Raw genomic sequence first — 21701 nt, 5'->3', positions numbered from 1 at the left:
TCTGGTTCCGCTACAACGGACAGCGGGCAAGCGTTAAGGGCACTGTATCATAAAAAGTTGTGAAATCCATCCCTGAAGGGTGTTCCTTGCGGTTTTGCACTACGGGGCGCAGCCATTGTGCCACGGCTGAGAGATCAATTCCCGCAGGGGAGCAGTCCACTGCGACATGGGGGGCCAGTAACTCCCACGCCCTGCCAAAAAGACGGTTGGCGCCTCGGAAGTTTCCCAGCTTCGCATGGTGCAGGGCGGCTACGATCTGTACCATGGCCTTGTACACATCGCGGTGGGGCGCTGCTTCCGTTCGCCAGAGCATCTCGAAGGCTTCGTGACTTTCCAGCCATCTGCCCTGATTGCACAGGCAGATGCCCGTTTCGAGCAATGCCTCCCGCTCCCCGTCGGATAGTGCGGGGAGGCGAAAGGTTTTGTTTGCGGGGTGGTCGGTCATGGGTATGGCCTGACAGGTCTGGTCGGAGACTATTCCAGACCGAAGAAGCGGATGGCGTTATCGCCGCAGCGGGTCCAGAGTTCTTCAACAGGCATTTCCAGTTCCCTGGCCACGGCTTCTGCGGTGAAGACCAGATAGGCTGGTTCGTTGCGCTTGCCGCGGTACTGCTGGGGCGAAAGGTAGGGACAGTCCGTTTCCAGCATGATGCGGTCTTCGGGGATGACGGAAAGCGCCTCGCGCAGTTCCACATTCTTGGGATAGCTCACGGGACCGGGAATGGAGATGTGCCAACCGTTGGCGACAATGCGTTCGGCAAGGGCCATGTCTGCGCCGAAGCAATGCCAGAGCACGGGATAATCCTTGAAGCCGCGCTCTTCCAGAATGCGCAGGACATCGTCATTGGAGTCTCTGGAGTGGATGACGATGGGGCGGTCCAGCTCGCGGGCCATGGCCAGCTGCATGCAGAAGGCATGCTGCTGGAGTTCGCGCGGATGGTCGTCCCAGTAGTAGTCGAGGCCGATTTCGCCCACGGCCTTGAGGCGCGGATCGTTCAGAAAGGCTTCCTTCATGGCGGCAACGGCGTCGGGTGTGCACTTGTCCGCATCGCAGGGGTGCAGGCCGAGCAGGAAGAAGACATCGTCACTGTCTGCAAAGAGGTCGCGGTTGGCGAGATATGGTTCCGGTCCGAGGAACACGTTGCCCATGTGGCGCACGCCGGATCTGCGGGCGCGCTCCAGCACCTGCGGCAGGTCTTCGGCAAAGGCGGAAAGGTCGAGATGGGCGTGGGATTCCACGCCAGTGCGCGGCAGGTTCAGGGATTCGGGTTCTGGAGCGGGGAGTGTGTTTTTCTTTTTGGACATGGTTGTATTGTGAATTGATAAGATGGTTGGTTGTAACTTGGGTAGATTATCACTGACTACATGGAGTCTTGAAAAGGTCAGCCCGTTGCCGCTGCTCTGCTGTCTTTATCCGTAGGGCTCGAAGATTCGCCAACGGCTAAAACTTCCGCGGGACCAGAGAGGGCCTCAGCCGGGGCGTGCCGCCCCTCAGCAAGGCCCTCTCTGGACTCTCCCTGCCTCGCCCCTGCTGTTGCGTTGACTGGGCATTGAGTCCCGCCAGCATGCGAAGCGCATGCAATCGGCCTGTAGGTATTTCAAGCACATTCATCCACGTCAGGAATGACTTTCGGCAGGTGATGTTCTTCCATGTATTCTTAGGCAATTTTCAGGTGTCGTTCTGGGCTGTTTACAACAGACCTTACTGTCGGTTGGAAGCGCTTTGCTTTCTGGCAGGAGAAAGCGAGAGCATTCACTGGGCAAACCGCAGACCTTTGCCGTTGAGGGTGCGGATGTCAGATGACCGGATACTCCCATCCGAGACGATTGCAAAGGTCGAAGGTGGCGGGAGTGGCAGTCAGCGGAAGATGGTGCCAAAGGCACGGTCTGCCATAAGCAAAAAAGCGCGGGGGGAGTGGAGAGGGGGCCGCGCGTTGGCGGCCCCGCTCTCCCCGCCGGAGGCACAACGGGCATATCAAAACAGGGCTTCTCCAAGTCGGTGCAAGCCTGTTCAGGCCAGAACGGGCCTCTTGCTCTCCTCCCGCCCCTAAAAGATCTTTTTATTCTCCGCCTCCCGCCACAATCCCAGTACAGCCTCGCGCTGCTTTTCCACAGTATACGCCGCCACCGTGGCGGCGCTGTTCTGCCGTAACGCCATCAGCTCCGGCGCTCCGCTTTCCAGCCATCCGGCGGTAAGCTCCAGTCCGTTGGCTGCGGCGGCCACATCGGCATCGGCCACGATCAGCGAATTGCCCTGCCACGGAACCTCACGCTGGGGCCACCATGGGGCATGGCCGCCCAGTTCGGGGGGCATGGCCTGCCGCATGTAGTCCCAGCCGCCCATGCCGGAGAAGCCCGTCACGATACAGCCTGAGGCAAGCGCTTCCAGCGGGGGCAGGGGGCAGCCTTCCGGAAAGCCGGTCGCAAGAAAAATATGGGCACTGCGCAGGGCTTCGGCAACCTGTTGCGGCGACATGCCATGAATTTCCACCCAGCGGGCGGGCTGCTTGCCGAGCAGAGCGCGGCGGGCCTCGAAAGTCTCGCGGATGCGCACGGCCAGCGCCTTGTTCTTGCGGGGCATCCACGCAATGACCGGAACTGAGGCGGAGGCAGGGGCATCACTGGCCGGATGGAACAGTGCGGTATTAATTCCCGGTCGCAGAATGGGGCCCTGACGGCCCGTGACCTGCTGCGTGAACCACGCAACCGGTTCGGAAACATTCAGGAAGGAGACGTCCAGCTGCGGCCAGTGCACGCCTTCCGGCAGTGCGGAGAGCAGGTACGACCAGTTTTGCACATACACCACGTTGCGGGCCTTTGCCTGCAGGCCCGGCATGAGCGCGTTGACCCAGCCTTCCGGCACCAGCCAGAGGTCGTCGGGAGTGAGCGCAAGGTCCTGCCATGGGCAGACCGGAACACCTTCCGGCAGCGGGGTGCCTGCTTCTCTGGGGACAACGCTCACGGTGAAGCCGCCGGAATGCAGGTGCTGCGCAACCTGATGCAGCACGGCCACACCGCCTGTCATGCCTTTGAGCGGGGGCAGAAAGATGAATGTGCGCATGGCGTCTCTCTTGTCCGGTTATGCCTTGGCGGGCAGGGGCGTGCCTGCCTGCACCGGGGCGGTGAGTTGGCTGTTGTACGGGGGGCGGGGCCCCTCTGTCTGTGTGGTCCGGCTGGCTGGCATATGCTCGGCGGAAGCTAGCACGGACTGTGGGGACGTCGCTTCGCCACCGCGTATTCATGTATCCTGTGCAAAGGCTTTTGACAAACGCTGCAGGAGGCTGGGAGGTTGCGGAGCTTGTGCAAAAATACACATACTATTCCACAGCAGGTCTTGCTGCGGTATATTTTCAATGCATTGTTTTACACAGCGTAACTTGCTGAAATGTAATGTGTGTGTGGGATAAAAAAAGTCCAACCTGCACCTTTGCGGCAGCATATGCGATGTGGGCGGGTTTTCCACAGTTTTTTCCCTGTGAAAAGAGGTCTAGGCCCCTTTCCGACTTCCCGTAAGGGAATTTTTTTTCCCCTTATTTCCTCCGGTCTTCCGGCCCTCTGCGCCTGTCAAGAACCCAAATCACTCTGACTGGGACTGTACAAAAAATCCCCCATTGGCTAGAGTCCATTTTTAGTGAGAGAAGGAATTTTATATTTTTGCTAGACAATATCTAGCCAAATATAATCTGCAATTTAAATGGGTTGAGCGTGCGAATAGCCGGCTGTCACAGGTCGGCCCTGTTTTTGACACATGGCCTCAACCCCATCAGGCTACAAGGAAAAACACTGTGTCGGTATCTGCGTGGGATAACATCTTCGGCTTTGAACGAGTGAGTCTGTGTGACTGGCCCGGCATGAATTCCAGTGTGATTTTCCTCGGCGGCTGCAACATGCGCTGCCCCACCTGCCACAACTACATGCTTGCCTGGCATTCCGAATCCATGCCCCTGTATCCCCGCAATGAGATAGAGGGGTATCTCAAAGCCCGTCAGCGCTGGATTGACGGCGTGGTCATCACCGGCGGGGAGGCAACCACCGTTGCCGGACTGGATGATCTTATCCGCGACATGCACGCCCTGAACATGCCCGTTAAGCTCGATACCAACGGCATGCACCCCGAGGTGGTAGAGTCGCTGCTCGCACAGAATCTTGTGGACCTCTTTGCTGTGGACGTGAAGGGGCCGTATCGCAAATATCCCCAGCTCACCGGCGGCACCACGCAGCCGGATGAGGCCAAGCGCAATCTGGAAGCGATCTTTGCCATGGCGAAGAAGCATCCGCAGGCGTTTCTGTTCCGTCTCACCCGTGTTCCCATTCTGACGGACGAGGATGTGGAGGAGGCGAGGAGCTACGTTCCCGAAGGGTTTACTTTGAAGTTGCAGAGCTACGTACCACCGAGGAGATCCCATGCCGAAACAGATTTTGAAACGGGACGGGTGTCTGGAAACCTGGTCCATCGACCGGATTTCGCAAGCCATTCTGAAAGCCCTGAAGGCCAGCGGCATTAAGGATCCGCTTCTTGCCCGCCGTATGGCGCGCAAAGTGGAACAGAAGCTTGCCGACACGGAAATAGCACCGCAGGAACAGGTGCAGGATATGGTAGAGCAGGTGCTCATGGAGTCCCGCCTCTACCATGTGGCCAAGCGCTATATCATCTACCGCGAACAGCGCCGTCAGTTGCGTGAACAGACCGCGGCCTATCTGGACATCAAGGAAACCATCAACAACTACCTGGACAAGGCGGACTGGCGCGTTAACGAGAACGCGAACATGACGCATTCCTTCCAGGGCTTGATGCTTCACCTTTCCGGCACCCTGCAGGCCAAGTACGCGCTGGAAAAGTATCCTGTGGAAATCAGGCAGGCGCATGAGCACGGCTACTTCCATATTCACGATCTTTCCTTCGGTCTGGCAGGCTACTGCGCGGGCTGGAGTCTGCGCGACCTGTTGCTGGAAGGCTTCAATCTCGAAGGCCGCGCCAGTGCCGGTCCCGCCAAGCATATGGATACCGCGCTGGGGCAGATGATCAACTTCCTCGGCACGCTGCAGAACGAATGGGCGGGCGCGCAGGCGTTCAACAACGTGGACACCTATCTTGCTCCCTTCGTGCGCAACGACGGCCTCAACTACAAGCAGGTGCGTCAGGCCATCCAGAAGTTCATCTTCAATCTGAACACCACGTCGCGCTGGGGCGGGCAGAGCCCGTTCACCAACCTGACGCTGGACCTCGTGGCCCCCAAGCACATTGCCAACGAGCCCGTCATCATCGCCGGCAAGTATCAGGATTCCACGTACGGCGAGTACGGCGAGGAAATGGCCATGATCAACAAGGCCTTCCTTGAAGTCATGCTGGCGGGCGACCATGACGGCCGTATCTTCTCCTTCCCCATCCCCACGTACAACGTAACCAAGGATTTTCCGTGGGAATCGGAGATTGGCGACCTGCTCATGCAGCTTACGGCAAAGTACGGGGTTCCCTACTTCCAGAATTTCATCAATTCCGATCTCAATCCCGAAGACGTGCGCTCCATGTGCTGCCGTCTGCAGATGGACCTTCGCGAACTGCGCAAGAAGACCGGCGGTCTGTTCGGCGCGGGCGACCTGACCGGTTCCATCGGCGTGGTTACTCTGAACCTGCCCAAGCTGGCCTATCTTTCCGAAGGGGAAGAGGACTTCCTTGATCTGATTACCGAGTATGCGGAGCTGGCCAAGGAATCGCTGGAGTTCAAGCGCAAGCTGATTCAGGAGAACCTCGACCGCGGTATGTTCCCGTGGTCCGCACGGTACCTGAAGAACGGCTTCCGCGCTCACTTCTCCACCATCGGGCTCGTGGGTGGGCATGAAGCCTGTCTGAACCTGCTGGGCAAGGGTATTGAGACCGAGTCGGGCATCCGCCTCATGCAGCGCATGCTGAATCATCTGCGCGACCTGACCTCCCGTTATCAGGAAGAGACCGGCAACCTTTACAACCTTGAAGCCACGCCTGCGGAAGGCACCAGCTACCGCCTTGCCCGCATTGACAAGAAGCTCTACGAGGACATCAAGGCTTCCGGTAACGGCACGCCGTACTACACCAACTCCACCTCGCTGCCCGTGGGCAACACCAACGACGTGTTCGCCGCGCTGGAGCATCAGGACAAGCTGCAGCCGCTCTACACCGGCGGCACCGTGTTCCATACCTACCTCGGCGAAGCCGTGGCGGACCACAAGGCGCTGAAGAAGTTCATCGTAAAGGCCTTCTCCAAGACCAAGATGCCCTACATCTCCATCACGCCCACCTTCTCCATCTGCAAGGACCACGGGTACCTGCAGGGCGAACAGGAAAAGTGCCCCACCTGCGGCAGCGAAGCGGAAGTGTACACCCGCATCGTGGGCTACTACCGCCCTGTTTCCCAGTGGAATAAGGGCAAGCAGATGGAATACGACGACCGCGTTTGCTACAACGGCATGTAGGCGGGGTTGTGGAGAGGGAAGCAAGAGAAGAGTAAGAATGCTCCGCAGGCCAAAGGGGGTAACCCCCTTTGGAAACCCTGAAAGGGGGGAGTTATAACACTGCGGGGAGATATCGAAAGTATAAGGCCGGAAGCGTGAGTTTCCGGCCTTTTTGTATTCTTATACCCCTAAAATGAGGCACCTCCAGGTCTCGGGTGAGGCGACAAAACCGGACTACTATCGGTAGTTACAGGGTGCAGGGGGATTATCCCCCTGCCCGCCGGAGGCATTCTTCAACAAAACAAAGGCCGGAAGCTTCACGCTTCCGGCCCTCTTTATTGCATATGGGATGATGAACCCCTTAGCTGTTTTCCTGCTGTATCTTACTGATAATTCCCTTCAGGTGCTGTGCCTGCGAGGCAAGCTCCACAACGGCCTGAGCGGACTGATGCATGGCTGTGCTGGTTTCACCCGAAATGGTGTTCACCTCTTCCACTGCGTGGTTGATCTGCTCCGATGCGGCGGACTGCTGCTCACAGGCTGTGGCGATGCCGTTTACCTGATCGGAAACGTCATCAACCAGCGAAGCGATGACGGAGAGAGACTGCTCCGCCTGCATGGCGCGTTCGGTAACGCTGGTAATCTGGGTGACAGTGCTGGCTACCTGATTGATGTTCTGTTTGGTGCCCTGCTGGATGCCGGTGATGGTCTGTCCCACTTCCTTGGTGGCCAGCATGGTCTTTTCCGCCAGCTTGCGCACTTCATCCGCCACCACGGCAAAGCCGCGACCGGCATCGCCTGCGCGGGCTGCTTCAATGGCGGCGTTCAGGGCAAGCAGGTTGGTCTGGTCGGCGATGTCTGAGATAACGTCCATGATGGCGCCGATTTTCTCCGCGCTGCTGCCGAGGTTGTTCATGCCCTGTTCCAGCTCCTGCGAATGGGCGCGGACGCCATCAATGGCCTTCAGCACCGCCTCCATGACCTGGGTGCCGGAAAGGGCGTTTTCCTTGGCCTGCCTGGCAATGCTTGCCGCCATCCCGGCATTGCGGGCCACCTCCAGCACGGAGGCGTTCATCTGTTCCATGGCGGCGGCGGTTTCGCCGGTGCGCTGGCTCTGCATTTTGCTGCCGTTGGAGGATTGCTCGATCTGAGCGGACAGTTCCTCGGATGCGGAAGAGAGGGAGTGGGCAATCTCTTCCAGATCGCCTGCCGCATGCAGCATGCCTTCACGTTTGGCCTTGTCAGCCTGACGCTGCGCTTCTTCAGCCTGTTGCATGGCGATGTGGGCCTTGCGGGTTTCCTCTTCCGCATGACGCGATTCTTCCTGCGCCTCCTGAATCTTTTCCTTGAGGGTGACCACCATGGTGCGCAAGGCGTCTGCCAGAGTCCCTATTTCGTCGTGGGTATGCACGTCCAGTGTGCGGTCAAGGTGCCCTTCGGCAACGGCGGAAGCAAAGGCCGTGGTTCCGGCAATGGGTTTGGCGATACTGCGCGCCATAAGCCAGGACAGAAGGAGAATGACCGGCACAAGCCCGCCAATGACGATGAGAGAGGAATGGGTAACGTTGTTTTCCGTGGCGATGAGAGAGTCCATGCGGGCCCCGATGAACCACATGCCCACAGGTTCCCCCATCTGGTTGAGGATGGGCCAGTAGGCCGTGCGGTACTCGTTGCCGAGAATGGTGTTTCTGGCGAGGAACTCTTGCCCCTCTTCAAGAACGGTCTGCAGCACCTGCGGGTTGTCCATTCTGGTGCCCACTGCGCGTTTGCCGTTCTTCATAATGGTGGTCATGAGGCGGGAGTCACCCTTGAAGACAGTGACTTCAAGGTCCGTGAAGGCCTTGATGTTGTCCACGAAGCGTTCCGTCGAGAGGGACTTGCCTATAGAGATCGTGCCGATGATGCGGCCTTCATGGCGGACGGGCGTGCTGGCGCGTATGGAGAAGGGGATGACGGAGCCGGCTACGACGCCCCCGGTGCTTTCGCCTTCAAGGGCGCGCATGACAGTATCTTGATTGCGGATCGAATCGCCGGACTTGTCAGAATGTCCTCGCGTGATGACGATCCCCTTGTCATCCGTAATGGTCGCGAAATCTAAGCCTGCTTCGGCCATGTGACGTGTGAGATAGGCTCTGAGGCTTGCTGCATCATGGCTGGCGAGGGCGGTAATGAGAGTATCGTCCTCGGCAAGGAGTTGTGCGGATTCTTCCGTATGCAGAATGGATGAACTGATGTGCTGGGCCACCACTTTCTTCATGCTGCGGATGTTTTTTTCGGATTCTTCTGAGAAGCCGCGATGCATGTAGAATTCGATTGTGAAGAAAATGGAGACGGTGACGGCGAGTGTGATGCCTAACGACAACCCTAGCAGTTTGTGCATGATGCGAAGTTTCATGTGTCCCTCTTTGTAATGAACGTGTTCGCCTGCCCCCCTTTTCCCCCTTACTGCCTCGCTACGCCTTTTGTAAGATTATGGCAATATGTTCAAATATATGTATTATTGCAATTGTCGAGAGCGTTGATATGAAGATCTGTCGCGTCGTATTTGTCTTGTAGTGTGGCTCCCGTGTTTTTGGCAGCAAGAAAAGGCGGGCTGAAGATCAGCCCGCCCTTTCTTGTCCGGATAGTTGTAGACGGTGGTGTAATGGCTTCGGTGTTCGAGCCGGTGCTACTCTGTATTGTCGGTATTTGGCGTTGGGGTTGCCTGCAGGGTCACGAAGAAGGCGGCGCCGGTGCCTGTGGCAGGGTAGAGGGGCGATTCCACCCAAATGTCTCCGCCGTGCGATTTGATGATGCGGCGGCAGATGGCAAGTCCCAAGCCGGCGCTGCCGTTTTTGGCGGCAGGTTCAGAGGGGTGCTCCACGCGGTAGAACCGTTCGAAGATGCGGTCCTTGGCGTTGTCAGGAATGCCGGGGCCCTGATCGCGGACGCACAGGGCCATGCGGTCCTGTGCATGGCGGGCGGAAACGCTGACCGTGGAACCGGCCGGACTGTACTTGATGGCGTTGTCCAGCAGGTTGCGGAAGACTTCCAGCAGGCCGTCCTTGTCGCCGAGAACGTTTATGGGCTCATCGGGCAGGGCATTTTCAAGGGTGATGTTCTTGGCCTGTGCGGCATGGGAAAGATCGCGCAGGGAAAGCCTGATGACCTCGTGTGCATCCACGGGGACAAGGTCAGTCATTTCACCCTTGTGTTGCGTTCTTGCAAGCACCAACAGTGAGTTGACCATTTTGGTCATGTGGTTGGCGTTTTTGAGAATGGTCTTGAGGAACATGGCCGTCTGTTCCGGCTTGGAGGGCGGCGACTCAATGAGGGTTTCCGTGTATCCCTTGATGCTGGTCAGCGGGGTCTTGAGTTCGTGCGATACGTTGGCCACGAAGTCGCGGCGCACTTTTTCCAGCCGCTCGCGTTCACTGATGTCGTAAAATACTGCCACAACGCGCCGAGCACCTGCAGGATCCTTGAAGGGGACAAGGTTGACCTCGTAGAAGCGGTTGTCGGTAAGCTCCATCTGCGTACGTACACCGGAATCGTCCTGCGCCTTTTCAATGAGGTCCATGACCATGTTCTGCAGCTCGGGCTTCATGGTGGCCTCAATGGGGGATGCGCCAATCTTCTGTTCAATGCCGGGGAAAATGGCGGAGAGCGCCTTGTTGAAGGAATGAATGCGGCCGGTTGAATCAAGCACCATTACGCCTTCGTTCATGCCGTTGAACACGGCCTCAAGCCGTCCCTTCTGGTCCACAAGCATGGTCAGGTGCTGTTCAATGTTGTGCGCCATGCCGTTGATGGCGTCTGCCAGCGGCTTGAATTCCTTGCCGGGATATTCGCGGATGCGTCGGTTGTAATGTCCCTGCCCGATGCTTTGCGCGGTGCTGGCGAGTTCCACGATGGAACGGAGCAGCGGACGCGTGGACAGGTAGGCAATGAGGGAACTGGCGAGAATGACAATGAGCAGCACCCACGTCATGCCGGATTCAAGCCTGTCCAGCCGTTCGTTCGCCACGGAAACGGGAATGGCGATGCGTAGTACGCCGTCAGGCACTCCGGGAGAACCGCTGATTGCTCGGGCGACATAGATCAGATCTTTATTCAGAGTGGTGGAGTAGCGGATCTCCAGGCCGGTCTGCCCTTCAAGGGCCTTACGCACTTCCGGCCTGTTGCCGTGGGGGTCGAGCGAGGGGATGTCTTCAACGGGGACATTGGAGTCGGCAATGACGGCACCCTCGACAATGTAGGTGATGCGTATGCCCATGCGTTCGCCCAGGCGGGTGAGACGGGCATCAAGCTCGGCACTGTCGGATGGAAGGGCATACTCCTTGATAATATGTTCAACAGTATCAAGGCCCTTGATAGCCCTCTCGGAGGCGTCATGCATGATGTCGCCGCGCAGGGCGTTATCGAAATAGTAGAAAGGTGGCAGCAGAGCCACCACGAGCAGCAGCACCGTGCCGAGAAGAAGTCTGTTCCGGATAGAGAAGTTTTTCATATGTTTATAGTACACCGTAACATTATGGCGCTTTTGTCACAGAACTGTTACAATTACATGTTAGCTGTGTTTCGGTTTTTTGACATCGGGGACGTTTCCTTTTAGTACTCCCCATGCCTTGGCCGTGCAACACGGCTGTTCACCATAACCATATTGGGAACTATCGGACAACACATGGATATGTACACCGTTTTTCTGGTTCTATCAGTTGTTGCAGGCTTCATGATGGCCTTCAACCTGGGAGCCAATGATGTTGCCAACTCCATGGCATCGGCCGTAGGCGCTAAAGCGATCACGTGCAAACAGGCCGTGCTTATTGCTGGCGTACTCAATTTTGTGGGTGCCGTATTTCTGGGATCTCATGTTACCAAGACTATATCCAAGGGGATTATCAACCCCGAGATGATCACCGACCACCGGCTGCTCATGGTAGGCATGTTTGCTGCTTTGCTTTCTGCCGCTCTCTGGGTGCTGGTGGCAACGCTGACGGCTCTGCCGGTTTCTTCAACCCATTCCATTGTAGGCTCCATTCTTGGATTCGGCTTTGTGGCGGGCGGGCCTGAGGTGGTCAACTGGGCCAATCTCGGTTTTGTGGTCCTTTCGTGGATTATCTCGCCCCTGTTTGGTGCGGGCATTGCCTATCTGGTCTTCTGGCAGATTCGCAGATTCATCCTGTTCAAAACGGATATGATACGGGCGGCACGAAAATGGGCGCCATTCTGGATTGCCGTTACCGTGGTGCTCGTCATGCTGTCGTTTCTGTTCAAGACGCCGTTCGGCAAGGGTTTGCATCTGTCCGGTCTGGGCGCGATTGCGCTTTCGGCCGGCGTTTGTGCGGTTGTATGGGGGTGTGCCCGTATGTTCATCAACAGGATCATTCCTGATGTTGACGAGCAACCGGAAGCCGTTGAGGGACTTTTCCGTTCCATGCAGATCGGCACCAGCTGTTACGTGGCGATATCGCAAGGGGCCAACGACGTGGCAAACGCCATCGGTCCCGTGGCAGCCATTTATATGATTGCACGTGACCACCAGATGCTCGCCAGTGCGGAAGTGCCCCTGTGGCTGCTCATCATGGGTGGTATCGGCATTGCCGTGGGTATAGCCATGCTGGGGCATAAGGTTATGGATACCGTGGGTGAGAAGATTACCCAGCTGACCAACACCCGCGGTTTTGCCGTGGACTTCGGCGCAGCCACCACGGTGCTTATGGCCTCGAATCTTGGCATGCCGGTTTCCACGACTCACGCAGCCGTCGGTTCCATTGTGGGCGTGGGCCTTGCAAGAGGTTTCGGTGCTGTGGACTTCCGTGTATTGTTCAAGATAGTAATTTATTGGGTGCTGACCGTGCCGATTGCGGCCTTCAGCAGCATAGTGATCTTTCAGCTTCTGCGCTGGGCCACGCTGTAGCCTTGCCGGACGGCCCTGACGCAACCATATTTTTTTCGTACCGGAGGATAATCTTATGACGTTTCGTGTACCTTTTTTCGGCATCCTTTCGGAGCGCAATCCCATGGACGGCCTGCTGGAGCACTATGCACAGATAGGCAAGGGCATGGGGCTCATCCGTGAGTCCATGGAATGCTATATTACCGGCGGCACCTGTCGCGAGTTCGACACTCTGCAGGAAGAGGTGAACGAGGTTGAGGACAAGGCGGACAAGATCAAGCGCAACATCCGCAACCATCTGCCCCGCGGCCTGTTCATGGCTGTGGATAAGACCTTGTTCCTCAATTACACCCGCAGCCAGGACAACATCCTCGATGCAGGTCAGGATGCCCTGAACTGGCTTGCCATGCGCCGCGTTGCCGTGCCGGAGGAATTCCACAAGCAGTTCGTTGATTACATGGACGCCGTGGACAAGACCCTTGAACTGCTCGGCCCCGCGCTTGAAGCGACTATCGGCCTGGTACAGGGCGTGGGCAAGCTGGACCGCGAGGGCGTGAAGAACACCTATCGCGCCATCCGCTATAACCACAAGGACGTGTTCCGCAACAAGCAGCAGCTTATCTCCGCCATCTACAACTCCGACATGGAGTTCAAGGACATCTATCAGCTGCTCCATTTCGTGGAGTGCCTGAACGAAATGTCCCACAATGCGGAAAACTGCGCAGATATGCTGCGTGCCATGATCGCCCGCTAGCGGGTACGTGCTGTAGCCCTTTCGCGGGGCGAAGATGCAGAATGCAAAAGCCGGAGATGGTCTCATCTCCGGCTTTTCTTGTTCAGGTCGGGTAGGCCGCTCCGCTAATTCATCCGTCATGAAAAAAGGCGGCTCATTGCTGAGCCGCCTTTCGTTATGGGTATAAGCGCCAGTTACGCCTTGCTCATCTTCTTGTTGGCAAAGGCCAGCATTTTCTGAGCTTCTTCAAAGTCCGGGCTGAGTTTGAGGGCCATGGCAGCAGCCTTGGCACACTTGTCCCAGCGTTTCCAGTCCACGTACAGACGGCCGAGGTTGAAGAAGAGATGGGGGTCTCTTCCGGCGAATTTGACCGCGCGGGCAAAGTATTTTTCTGCCACATCAAATTTGCCGAGCTTGCGCAGGGCAATGCCGATGCGGTTGTAGAAGTGTATGGATTCCGGGCTCTCGTCAATGGCCGCAGCCAGGTATTCGTACGCTTCTTCGTAGCGGCCGGCCTTAATGAAGCGGTCGCCGATGTTTGCCTTCAGCTCGGGGTCGTCAGAGAACTCGTTGACAAGGGCTTTGAAAACGGCGCTGGCTTCATCGTTCTGGCGGTTGTCCAGCAGCTTCTGGCCGCGTTCCAGCTCGTTCTGCTTGCGCTGCTCCATCATGCTCATGATAAGCTGCGCCTCGTTGGCGGCGGCATTCATGAGTTCCTGCAACAGCTCCTTGATGACGTCCAGCACCTCGCGTTCCTTACCGGGCGCGTACTGTATCGTCAGCGGGAATACCTTGCGCAGTTCCTTGTCGTTGTTCAGGTGGTGCGCATTGTCTTCCAGCAGGCGCTGAAACTCTTCCTTTTCCGCCTTCATCAGCGGGGTCTTCAGAAAAGTCAGCAACGCGTCATGATATGCCTGCGCAGCGGGCTGGTATTTGCCCTGCTTGAGCAGCGAGCGGATCTGGTTAAGCTGTTGTCTGGCCTTTGTCAGTTCGGCGGACATGTCGGCTCCGGTGTCTACTGGTTGTCCGGAAGAGCCGCAGCCTTGCGGCGGCTCCGTTGCGCAATGCTATGCGCCCGTATGTTCCTGCATCATATCGCGAAAACGCTTAAAGAAATAGTGGCTATCGTTAGGACCGGGACACGCTTCGGGATGGTGCTGCACGGAAATGACCTTCTTGGTCTTGTGTGCAATGCCTTCCACGGTGTTGTCGTTCAGGTTCAGGTGGGTGATTTCCACATCATCACCGCTCAGTTCCACGCAGAAGCCATGGTTCTGGGAGGAGATTTCGATGCGCCCGGTCTGCAGGTCCTTTACGGGGTGGTTGCAGCCATGGTGCCCGAACTTGAGTTTGCTGGTGGTTCCGCCAAGGGCATGGCCGAGCAGCTGGTGGCCGAGGCAGATGCCTGCCACGGGCAGCATGTCCACAAGCTTGGTGATCTGGGCAATCTCCGCCTTCAGGGTAGCGGGGTCGCCGGGGCCGTTGGAAAGGAATACGCCGTCGGCTTTGACTTTGGCTACCTCTTCAGCCGTGAAGCTGGGCGGCACCACGAGCATGTCGAATCCTTGAGCGGCCAGCAGGCGCAGAATGTTCCACTTGATGCCGAAGTCATAGACGACAACCTTGGGACCGGTGCCCTTCCATGCGTGTTCGCCGTTTGCCAGCGTGACGGGCTGCGGCTTTTCGCCGTCCCATACGTAGGGGCCTTCCGGGGCCACAACTTCCACAAGATTCTGGCCTTCCATGGAAGGCAGTTGGCGGGCGCGCTCCACGAGCTTGGCCGGATCCAGTTCCTCGGTGGAAATCAGGCCGCGCATGGCGCCGTTGATGCGGATGTGGCGGGTCAGGGCGCGGGTGTCTATGCCTTCAATGCCCAGAACGCCGTAGCGCTTGAGGTAATCGGGAAGGCTTTCCACGGAGCGCCAGTTGGAGGGTTCCTTGCAGCACTCTTTCACGATCAGCGCTGCGCAGTGCACTTTGCCGGACTCAAGGTCTTCCTTGGTAATGCCGTAGTTGCCGATGAGCGGATAGGTCATACAGACCATCTGGCCGGCATAGGAGGGGTCGGTCAGGATTTCCTGGTAGCCGGTCATGCCGGTATTGAAGATAACCTCGCCGCCCGCCTCACCGGCACCGGTGAACGAACGTCCTTCAAGAACGAAGCCGTCTTCAAGGGCTAAAATGGCTTTCATCGGGCTGTCTCCCGTAGCATGTTGAGGATTATGGAAATATCTTCCGGTCTGTCTACGCCGTGCGTTTTGTGCGCGGTAGCGACTACCCGGATGGGGATGTTGTTTTCCAGAAGGCGCAACTGCTCCAGCTTTTCCGTCTGCTCCAGCGAAGATGGGGGCAGCTCGGTGAAACGGCGCAGGGCACCAAGGCGAAATGCATACAGTCCAATGTGACCGCTGTACCCGCGTGCGGGTTCCCCCTCGCGACAGAAGGGAATGGCGGCACGGGAAAAATACAGGGCGTCGCCGTTTGCGGAAGGGACGACCTTCACGATGTCCGGGCTGGCCGCATCTGCTGAGGAGATGGACTGCGCCAGTGTGGAAACCTGTACTGAAGCGTCGTGCATGAAAGGCGAGACAAGTTCAGTGAGCATCATGGGATTTAGCGCAGGCTCGTCACCCTGAATGTTCACCACCACGGCATGCTCTTCCACGCCAAGGGCGCAGGCTGCCTCGTAAACCCTGTCCGTGCCGCTGGCATGGTCTGGGCGGGTCATGACGTAGTCCACCCCGTGTGCTTCTGCTGCACGTGCGATCCGTTCGTCATCCGTGGCAAGCACCACCCGCGTCATGTGCGGGCATTGGCTGGCGCGGGTGTAGACGTGCCAGAACATGGGTTTGCCGAGGATTTCCGCAAGGGGTTTGCCGGGAAAGCGTGAAGAGGCATACCGAGCGGGAATGATGCCGTAACAGGGAATATGCTGTGTGGTTCCCTGCGCGTTCTGCGCGAGCGGCTGAGAACCGTTGGATGCGGCTGATGCCATTGCGTGTGTTCGCCCTCCGAAAATGTGCGCCGCGCCGGAACGGGGCGTTCCGGTCCCGCGACCGGTTCGTGCGGGATGCGGCCTGAATAGTCCGCGACCGTAAGGGCAACTCTGTAGGCAATTGCGTTGGCTGAGGCACAACGGAACTGCCACCTAACCCAAAATCGATGGACTATAGCCGGAAATGTCAGAATTGGAAATATGAAAATCCGGCCTTTTGCAGATGCTGGTTAACTAATCAATATTGCTTGTGTTTTGGCGCTGGCTTGTTACGGGCTGGTCGTAATGGTCCAGCTGGCCTCATAAAACTCGCCTCTGTCGGTAGATTGGGGTGACGCGTTTTCAGAGGGAGCGCCGGAGGAAGGATCTGCGGAGGAAGGCGCTACGGATATGCCGCGCATCCTTCTGCCGAGGTCGGCGCTGTTGCCTTCTTGCCGACAACCATGGTTTGCGGGACGCTCGTGGAGCGAGAGCTGTTGAGTTGGCGCAGCGTGCATGAAGCCTCCATGGAATGTTCTTTTCCCGATGGTTCGGGGTATGCTGATTGTGCCACAAAAGGTTGGTGCGGAAAAGGCATGCCTTGAGAAGGTGCCATAAAACAAATCGGCGCCGGAGATGAACTCTCCGGCGCCGCAGTGCATGAAAAATATGTTGGTTGTTTTTACCGCTTCATCTGCAGGGCATTCTGTATCAGTTGGTCCTGCGTGGAGACGATTTTACTGTTGGACTGGAAGCCGCGCTGAGTGGCGATCATGGTTACGAATTCGCGGGCCATGTCCACGTTGGATTGTTCAAGCGCATTGGAAGCGATGGAGCCGAAGTTCTCGGTGTCCGGCACGCCTTCCTGTGCCGTGTTGGATTCCCGGGTGGCGGAGAAGTGGTTGTTGCCTTCGCGCTTCAGTCCGAATTCGTTGTTGAAGCGGTACAGGGAGATGCGGAACAGGTCCTGGCTTTCTCCGTTGCTGTACTTGCCAGAGATGATGCCTTCGCGGCCGATGTCCAGATTCATGAGATAGCCCTCGGTGTATCCGTCCTGCGTCATCATCAGCGTGGAGGAGGAACCCGAGTAGGCTGTGGTGGTGGACGCCGAGTTGATGACGGAGCTCATGCCGCCGATGTTGGCGGCATTGGTGCCCACGGCGGCGGCGTTAGAGGCCACGCCGCTCCATGCGGAGCCTGCATCGTGAATGCCGAGATCAAGTGAAACGGTTTGTGATGCCGTCGCTGCCCCCGTGCTGCCACGGAAGGAAACGCTGAACTGTGGCAGGCCATCTGCTCCCATGGCTGCCGGGGTCCAGTTGCTGAGCGTGGACGGATCGGTGCCGGGCACGAAGGCGGTCATGTTTTCCAGCTTGTTGTTGGCATCAAAGGTCAGGGTGCCGGACATGAGCAGGCCTTTGCCTGCACCGGAAAGGGAGCGGCCGTCTTCGGATGGGGGAACCGTGACGATGAACTCGAAAAATCTTTTGGAACCGGCGTTGCTCACGCCCTGCACGGCGTCGAAATAGACGTTGAGATCATGCGCGCCGCCATTGGCGTCGTAGACGCGCATGGTTGTGCCGTAGGAGTATGCTCCATCGCCAAGGGGCGAGGTCTGCGAGCCGTCCCATTTTTGTGCAAGGGCAAAGAAGGGGTTGTCGGAATCGGCAGAGCTGTCGGTGGTGGAGCCGAGGTTGGTGATCAGGCGTACGGATTCAGTGGCCGCGGCAGGCATGACGATGAGCCCGTCGCTGTTGGTGGCGAGCTGGATGTCGCCGGGGGTGGTGCCTTCAACGCCATCGGTGAAGGCGCGCCCCTGCAGGCGGAAGCCGTGAGGGTCCACAAGATAGCCGGACTTGTCGAAGCGGAAATTGCCCGCGCGCGTGTAATGGTCCACGCCGTCCTTGGAGACGCCGAAGAACCCTTTGCCGCTGATGCCCAGATCTGTGACTTCATTGGCAAGGTCAAAGGCGCCCTGCTGATGGATGGTGCGAACTTCGGCAAGGGTAACACCCATGCCGAGCTGTGCGTACCCGACTGCAGCGCCGTCTGCGCGTCCCCCTCCGTTGACCGAAGCGGAATCCACGCCCACGGACTTGAGGTCCTGATAGATCGCCATCTGCTGCTTGAAGCCCAACGTGTTCACATTGGCAAGGTTGTTTCCCACAACCTGCATGCCCCTGGACAGGGTCTTCATGCCGCCGGCGCCTGTGTATAATGCCGTAAGGCCCATGATCGACTCCTCACAGTATCTGCCTGCCCTGTACCCGAAAAGGACAGACGATCCCGAAAACGTATGGAAAAGATTTCCTTACGCTTCTTAATAAAGCACAGGGCGTGCCAATGGATTCCAGACGACAGGGTGAGGGGATGTGTTTTGCAAAAAAGAACGGAAATACGAGGCGTTGGGGAGTGGGGTCAGGCAGAGAGCGCCGTTCGGCTTTCTGCTTCTTCCGGCTCCTGGCAGGCAAGAATTTCAGCCTTTTCGCCCGGGCGTTCTGCCCTGCGGGCATGAAGCAGGTCGCGCGTGGCCGTAATGACGGTCGCACGGTCTATTCCCCGCGCTCTGAGTGCGGCGAACATGGCTTCCAGCTTGCGCAGCATGGGGGATGGAGGTTGAGTCATTCCGGCTCCGTTCCCGGGTGCAGGTGAGACGTGAACCCCTGCGGTAAAGGGGGCTTTTGGTTGTTGTGCCTGAATACTGCACTGGGTGCAAGCCTGACTTGCACTTGGAATGGTCTGAAAACAAACGCCCCGCCAAACCGTGCGGTTTGGCGGGGCAGCCATGAGGAAGGTGTGAAGGTACCTTGTTGTTGGCCAATCGTCTGTGGTCGTCTGCCGTTGACCTTAGTTTGCGGGGGCTGCAGGCGCTGCGGGGGCGGTGCCGTCAGCGTAAGGGCAATTGGGGTTGCGGCCCTGTCCGCGGCGGAAATTCTTGATGCCGATTTCCTTTTCAACCTGAGCTTCAAAGGCTTCGCGTTCTGCGCGCAGCTTGGTGCCGATGTCCTTCATGTCCTGAACAAGCTGGGTGATGTACTTGGGATCAACCTTGTCGTTGCCGGAAAGAGCTTCCAGCTCGGTGTGCTTGGCCCACATGTCGGTGCGCAGGGTTTCGGTCTTCTTGTAATAGGCATCCTGAAGGGCGGTGAACTTCTCCTGCTGTTCAGGTGTCAGGTTGTAGCCCATGCCGCCACCGGGGCAGTTGGTCATCATGCCCTGACCATGGCCGTGGCCGTAGCCCATGCCGCCTCCGTTGCCGCAGTTGCCGTAGCCCATACCGCCGCCATGCATGCCAGCGAAGGATACTGCCGCAATGGCGAGCAGGCCGAGGGCGATGGTGGTAATCAGGATGTTACGGGTCTTCATGATATTATCTCCTATTGTTGCTGGTTAGCGATCCGCGCTTTCGGTCAGAAAGGGGACCTTGTCGGAGCATACGTTGTTTTTATGCATCTTCATGGCCCGTTGGCCATGCCCGGAATGCCGGATGTGTTTTTCCTCTATTATTTTGCAAGGTGAATTTGGTTCACGTTTTGCTTGTCCTGTATAAAGCAACGGGTGTGCCAACAATTGTAAAATTATGGCAAGCAACTGAAAGTGTTGGTAAAAATTGAACGGCGCCTTTAGCGGGTTCTCTGTGGGAAAGTGGCATGTGTATAATTGCTGTACACTTCTAAAGAACGGGGTGTATAAAAAATGAGCATGTGGACATTTTCTAGCAGAAGACGGGCGCACCATGGAACTGACGACAATGAAACTGCATAGAGAACAACGGCTTCCCGGTCCCTTTGCCTCGCCGTGGCTGGTCATAGGCGGTGCCGTGATCCTTGGTGTGATCATTCTTGCCATGACCCTGCGGAATCTGGACCGCGACGGCAAGCAGATGGCCACTATTCTACAGGAAAAGGGAGCCTCGCTCATCAAGGCGCTTGAGGCCGGCGCCCGAACCGGCATGCGCAATCCGCTCGGCACGGAAATGCGCATGCAGGTGCTTGTTGAGGAAATGGCCGATCAGCCCGATATTTTCTTCATCATGGTGACGGATCATTCCGGCCGCGTGCTTGCTCATAGTGAGCCTGAGCAGCAGGGCGAAGTGGTGTTTTCGCCCGAAGACATGTCCCAGCTTGAGCCTGCCAAGGACGTGAGTTGGCGCATCATGACCAAGGGAGATACCCGCGCCTTTGTGGTATACCGTCAGTTCATGCCCCTGCAGGGGCGTGAGGGCTGGTGGGGGCGCGTACATGGCGATTCGGGTGACGAAACGGAGCTTGGCGGGGATCCGCGTGATGCAGGAAGCAACCGTGCGGGTAACGGCGGACGGGGGCGAGGCATGGGCATGGGGCGCATGCGCCATGAGGAACACGAAAAAGGGCTGATGAGTTTTTTCTCGGCACCCAACATGCCGCCACCCATTATATATGTCGGCATGGACGTGGCTCCGTTTGAGCAGGCGCGGAAGCAGGACACGCGGCACTCGCTGGTCATGGCGGGGATGCTGCTGCTGTTGGGGCTGGCCGGACTCATCTCTCTCATCTGGGCGCAGAATGTCCGTCGTTCTAGGCGTATGCTGCAGGATTCGCAGGCCTTTTCCGCTGAGATCGTGGCAAGTCTGCCTGAAGGACTGGTGCTGATTGATGATGAGGGGCTGGTTGCTCTCGTGAATGGCAAGGCCGAGGAGCAGCTTGGCGTTTCCTTCGAGTCCGTACGCGGCAAGCGGCCCGAGGGCGTGTTGCCTCGCGCCGTGACAGATGCGCTGGCGGTGCTCTCCCGCGAAGGGCGTATGCTCGAGACTGAGACGGAATGTTTCATTCAGGGCGGTGCCTGCATTCCCATGAGCATCAGCGGTGCCCGCGTGTACGCGCAGGGTGCTGCGCAGGATGGTGCGGAAGGCGGGCAGGGGCACGTGGCCGATATTCTTATTCTCCGCGACCTGCGTGAAGTGCGGCGTCTGCAGCAGGAAGTGCGCCGCAAGGAAAAGCTCGCAGCCGTGGGCTCTCTGGCCGCGGGGGTGGCGCACGAAATCCGCAACCCGCTCAGCTCCATCAAGGGCTACGCCACCTACTTCGGCACCCGTTTCCCTGAAGGCAGTGAAGACAGGGCGGCCGCGGGCATCATGGTGCAGGAGGTGGACAGGCTGAATCGCGTCATCACCGACCTTATCGGTTTTTCGCGTCCTTCGGACCTCAAGCGCAGGGAGACGGATGTGCACGACCTTGCCGAGCACTGTATGCGTCTGCTGGGTGCGGATGCTGCGGCGCAGGGCGTGTCGCTTTCCTTCCGTTGTGCGGACGGGCTGCCGCATCTTCATGTGGACCCGGACCGCCTGTCGCAGGCACTGCTGAATATCTGCCTGAACGGTATGGAGGCCATGGCAGGCGGCGGCGTGCTGGGTATGGTTATTGATATGGAGGAAGAGGATTTTCTGCGCATCCGCATCTCGGATACGGGGCACGGCATTCCGCCGGAGGCTCTGGTGCGCATCTTCGACCCCTACTACACGACCAAGAGTCAGGGCACCGGACTGGGCCTTGCCATAGTGCACAAGATTATCGAGGCGCACGGCGGCGTCATTCACGTGGCTTCGCGTGGCGAAGCCGATGATGCGCATGCGTCCGCCAATGGCGGCGGAGCCGGAACCACCTTCACCATACTGCTGCCGGTTGAGGCAGGGCAGGATGCCTGAGGAT

At 58.0% G+C, this 21701-nt stretch carries 17 protein-coding genes; 5 read left to right on the top strand and 12 right to left on the bottom strand.

Annotation, left to right across the window (positions count from 1 at the left end; translation table 11 throughout):
- Positions 1 to 10: 10 nt before the first annotated feature.
- From N1030_RS12205 to N1030_RS12195, 3 genes are all read right to left on the bottom strand, one after another.
- On the bottom strand, positions 11 to 445 hold the full coding sequence (locus N1030_RS12205; protein ID WP_265825752.1) for a DUF309 domain-containing protein: 435 nt from the start codon (positions 443 to 445) through the stop codon (positions 11 to 13).
- Between the two features lie 29 nt (positions 446 to 474).
- Complete coding sequence (locus tag N1030_RS12200) at positions 475 to 1305, bottom strand: TatD family hydrolase (RefSeq protein WP_265825751.1); 831 nt, start codon at positions 1303 to 1305, stop codon at positions 475 to 477.
- A gap of 742 nt (positions 1306 to 2047) precedes the next feature.
- Positions 2048 to 3061: a glycosyltransferase family protein gene (locus N1030_RS12195; protein ID WP_265825750.1), complete on the bottom strand. Its 1014-nt coding sequence runs from the start codon at positions 3059 to 3061 to the stop codon at positions 2048 to 2050.
- Between the two features lie 724 nt (positions 3062 to 3785).
- Between N1030_RS12195 and N1030_RS12190 the strand changes: the two genes are divergently transcribed.
- Together N1030_RS12190 and N1030_RS12185 are read left to right on the top strand one after the other, a co-directional pair.
- Complete coding sequence (locus N1030_RS12190) at positions 3786 to 4505, top strand: anaerobic ribonucleoside-triphosphate reductase activating protein (protein WP_265825749.1); 720 nt, start codon at positions 3786 to 3788, stop codon at positions 4503 to 4505.
- Positions 4405 to 6450, top strand: coding sequence for a ribonucleoside triphosphate reductase (locus N1030_RS12185; protein ID WP_265825748.1), 2046 nt, complete (start codon positions 4405 to 4407; stop codon positions 6448 to 6450). Before N1030_RS12190 ends, N1030_RS12185 begins: the two co-directional genes overlap by 101 nt.
- Positions 6451 to 6790: 340 nt before the next feature.
- Here N1030_RS12185 and N1030_RS12180 read toward each other — a convergent pair whose 3' ends face one another.
- Positions 6791 to 8824, bottom strand: coding sequence for a methyl-accepting chemotaxis protein (locus N1030_RS12180; RefSeq protein WP_265825747.1), 2034 nt, complete (start codon positions 8822 to 8824; stop codon positions 6791 to 6793).
- Positions 8825 to 9097: 273 nt separating this feature from the next.
- Positions 9098 to 10918: a HAMP domain-containing sensor histidine kinase gene (locus N1030_RS12175; RefSeq protein ID WP_265825746.1), complete on the bottom strand. Its 1821-nt coding sequence runs from the start codon at positions 10916 to 10918 to the stop codon at positions 9098 to 9100.
- 174 nt (positions 10919 to 11092) lie between these two features.
- Between N1030_RS12175 and N1030_RS12170 the strand changes: the two genes are divergently transcribed.
- Both N1030_RS12170 and N1030_RS12165 read left to right on the top strand, forming a co-directional pair.
- Positions 11093 to 12328: an inorganic phosphate transporter gene (locus N1030_RS12170; protein ID WP_265825745.1), complete on the top strand. Its 1236-nt coding sequence runs from the start codon at positions 11093 to 11095 to the stop codon at positions 12326 to 12328.
- A gap of 55 nt (positions 12329 to 12383) precedes the next feature.
- On the top strand, positions 12384 to 13061 hold the full coding sequence (locus N1030_RS12165) for a DUF47 domain-containing protein (protein ID WP_265825744.1): 678 nt from the start codon (positions 12384 to 12386) through the stop codon (positions 13059 to 13061).
- Between the two features lie 173 nt (positions 13062 to 13234).
- Here the strand turns inward: N1030_RS12165 and N1030_RS12160 are convergent, their stop codons facing one another.
- The 7 genes from N1030_RS12160 to N1030_RS12130 all read right to left on the bottom strand — a co-directional run bounded on the left by N1030_RS12160 (position 13235) and on the right by N1030_RS12130 (position 19380).
- Complete coding sequence (locus tag N1030_RS12160; RefSeq protein ID WP_265825743.1) at positions 13235 to 14041, bottom strand: tetratricopeptide repeat protein; 807 nt, start codon at positions 14039 to 14041, stop codon at positions 13235 to 13237.
- A gap of 66 nt (positions 14042 to 14107) precedes the next feature.
- Positions 14108 to 15232 carry a glutamine-hydrolyzing carbamoyl-phosphate synthase small subunit gene (gene carA / locus N1030_RS12155; RefSeq protein WP_265825742.1) on the bottom strand — a complete coding sequence of 375 codons (1125 nt, stop codon included), beginning with the start codon at positions 15230 to 15232 and terminating at the stop codon, positions 14108 to 14110.
- Positions 15229 to 16035: a 3-deoxy-manno-octulosonate cytidylyltransferase gene (gene kdsB / locus N1030_RS12150; RefSeq protein ID WP_265825741.1), complete on the bottom strand. Its 807-nt coding sequence runs from the start codon at positions 16033 to 16035 to the stop codon at positions 15229 to 15231. The genes carA and kdsB overlap by 4 nt, the downstream gene beginning before the upstream one ends.
- A 269-nt stretch (positions 16036 to 16304) precedes the next feature.
- Positions 16305 to 16532: a hypothetical protein gene (locus tag N1030_RS12145; protein WP_265825740.1), complete on the bottom strand. Its 228-nt coding sequence runs from the start codon at positions 16530 to 16532 to the stop codon at positions 16305 to 16307.
- 164 nt (positions 16533 to 16696) lie between these two features.
- On the bottom strand, positions 16697 to 18247 hold the full coding sequence (locus N1030_RS12140; protein WP_265825739.1) for a flagellar hook protein FlgE: 1551 nt from the start codon (positions 18245 to 18247) through the stop codon (positions 16697 to 16699).
- Between the two features lie 185 nt (positions 18248 to 18432).
- The gene (locus N1030_RS12135) at positions 18433 to 18639 is read right to left on the bottom strand and encodes a hypothetical protein (RefSeq protein ID WP_265825738.1); all 207 of its coding nucleotides are present in this window, start codon (positions 18637 to 18639) and stop codon (positions 18433 to 18435) included.
- A 222-nt stretch (positions 18640 to 18861) separates the two neighbouring features.
- Positions 18862 to 19380: a Spy/CpxP family protein refolding chaperone gene (locus tag N1030_RS12130; RefSeq protein WP_265825737.1), complete on the bottom strand. Its 519-nt coding sequence runs from the start codon at positions 19378 to 19380 to the stop codon at positions 18862 to 18864.
- Between the two features lie 385 nt (positions 19381 to 19765).
- On the opposite strand from N1030_RS12130, the gene N1030_RS12125 reads away from it, so the two are divergent.
- Entirely contained in the window at positions 19766 to 21697 is a 1932-nt protein-coding gene (locus tag N1030_RS12125; protein WP_265825736.1) for an ATP-binding protein, read from the top strand.
- Positions 21698 to 21701: the final 4 nt, after the last annotated feature.

This window comes from Desulfovibrio mangrovi (assembly GCF_026230175.1).
Classification (GTDB): Bacteria; Desulfobacterota; Desulfovibrionia; order Desulfovibrionales; family Desulfovibrionaceae; genus Halodesulfovibrio; species Halodesulfovibrio mangrovi.
Note: the sequence above shows the minus strand (reverse complement) of the source record. Positions and strands in the feature narration are given on the sequence as shown.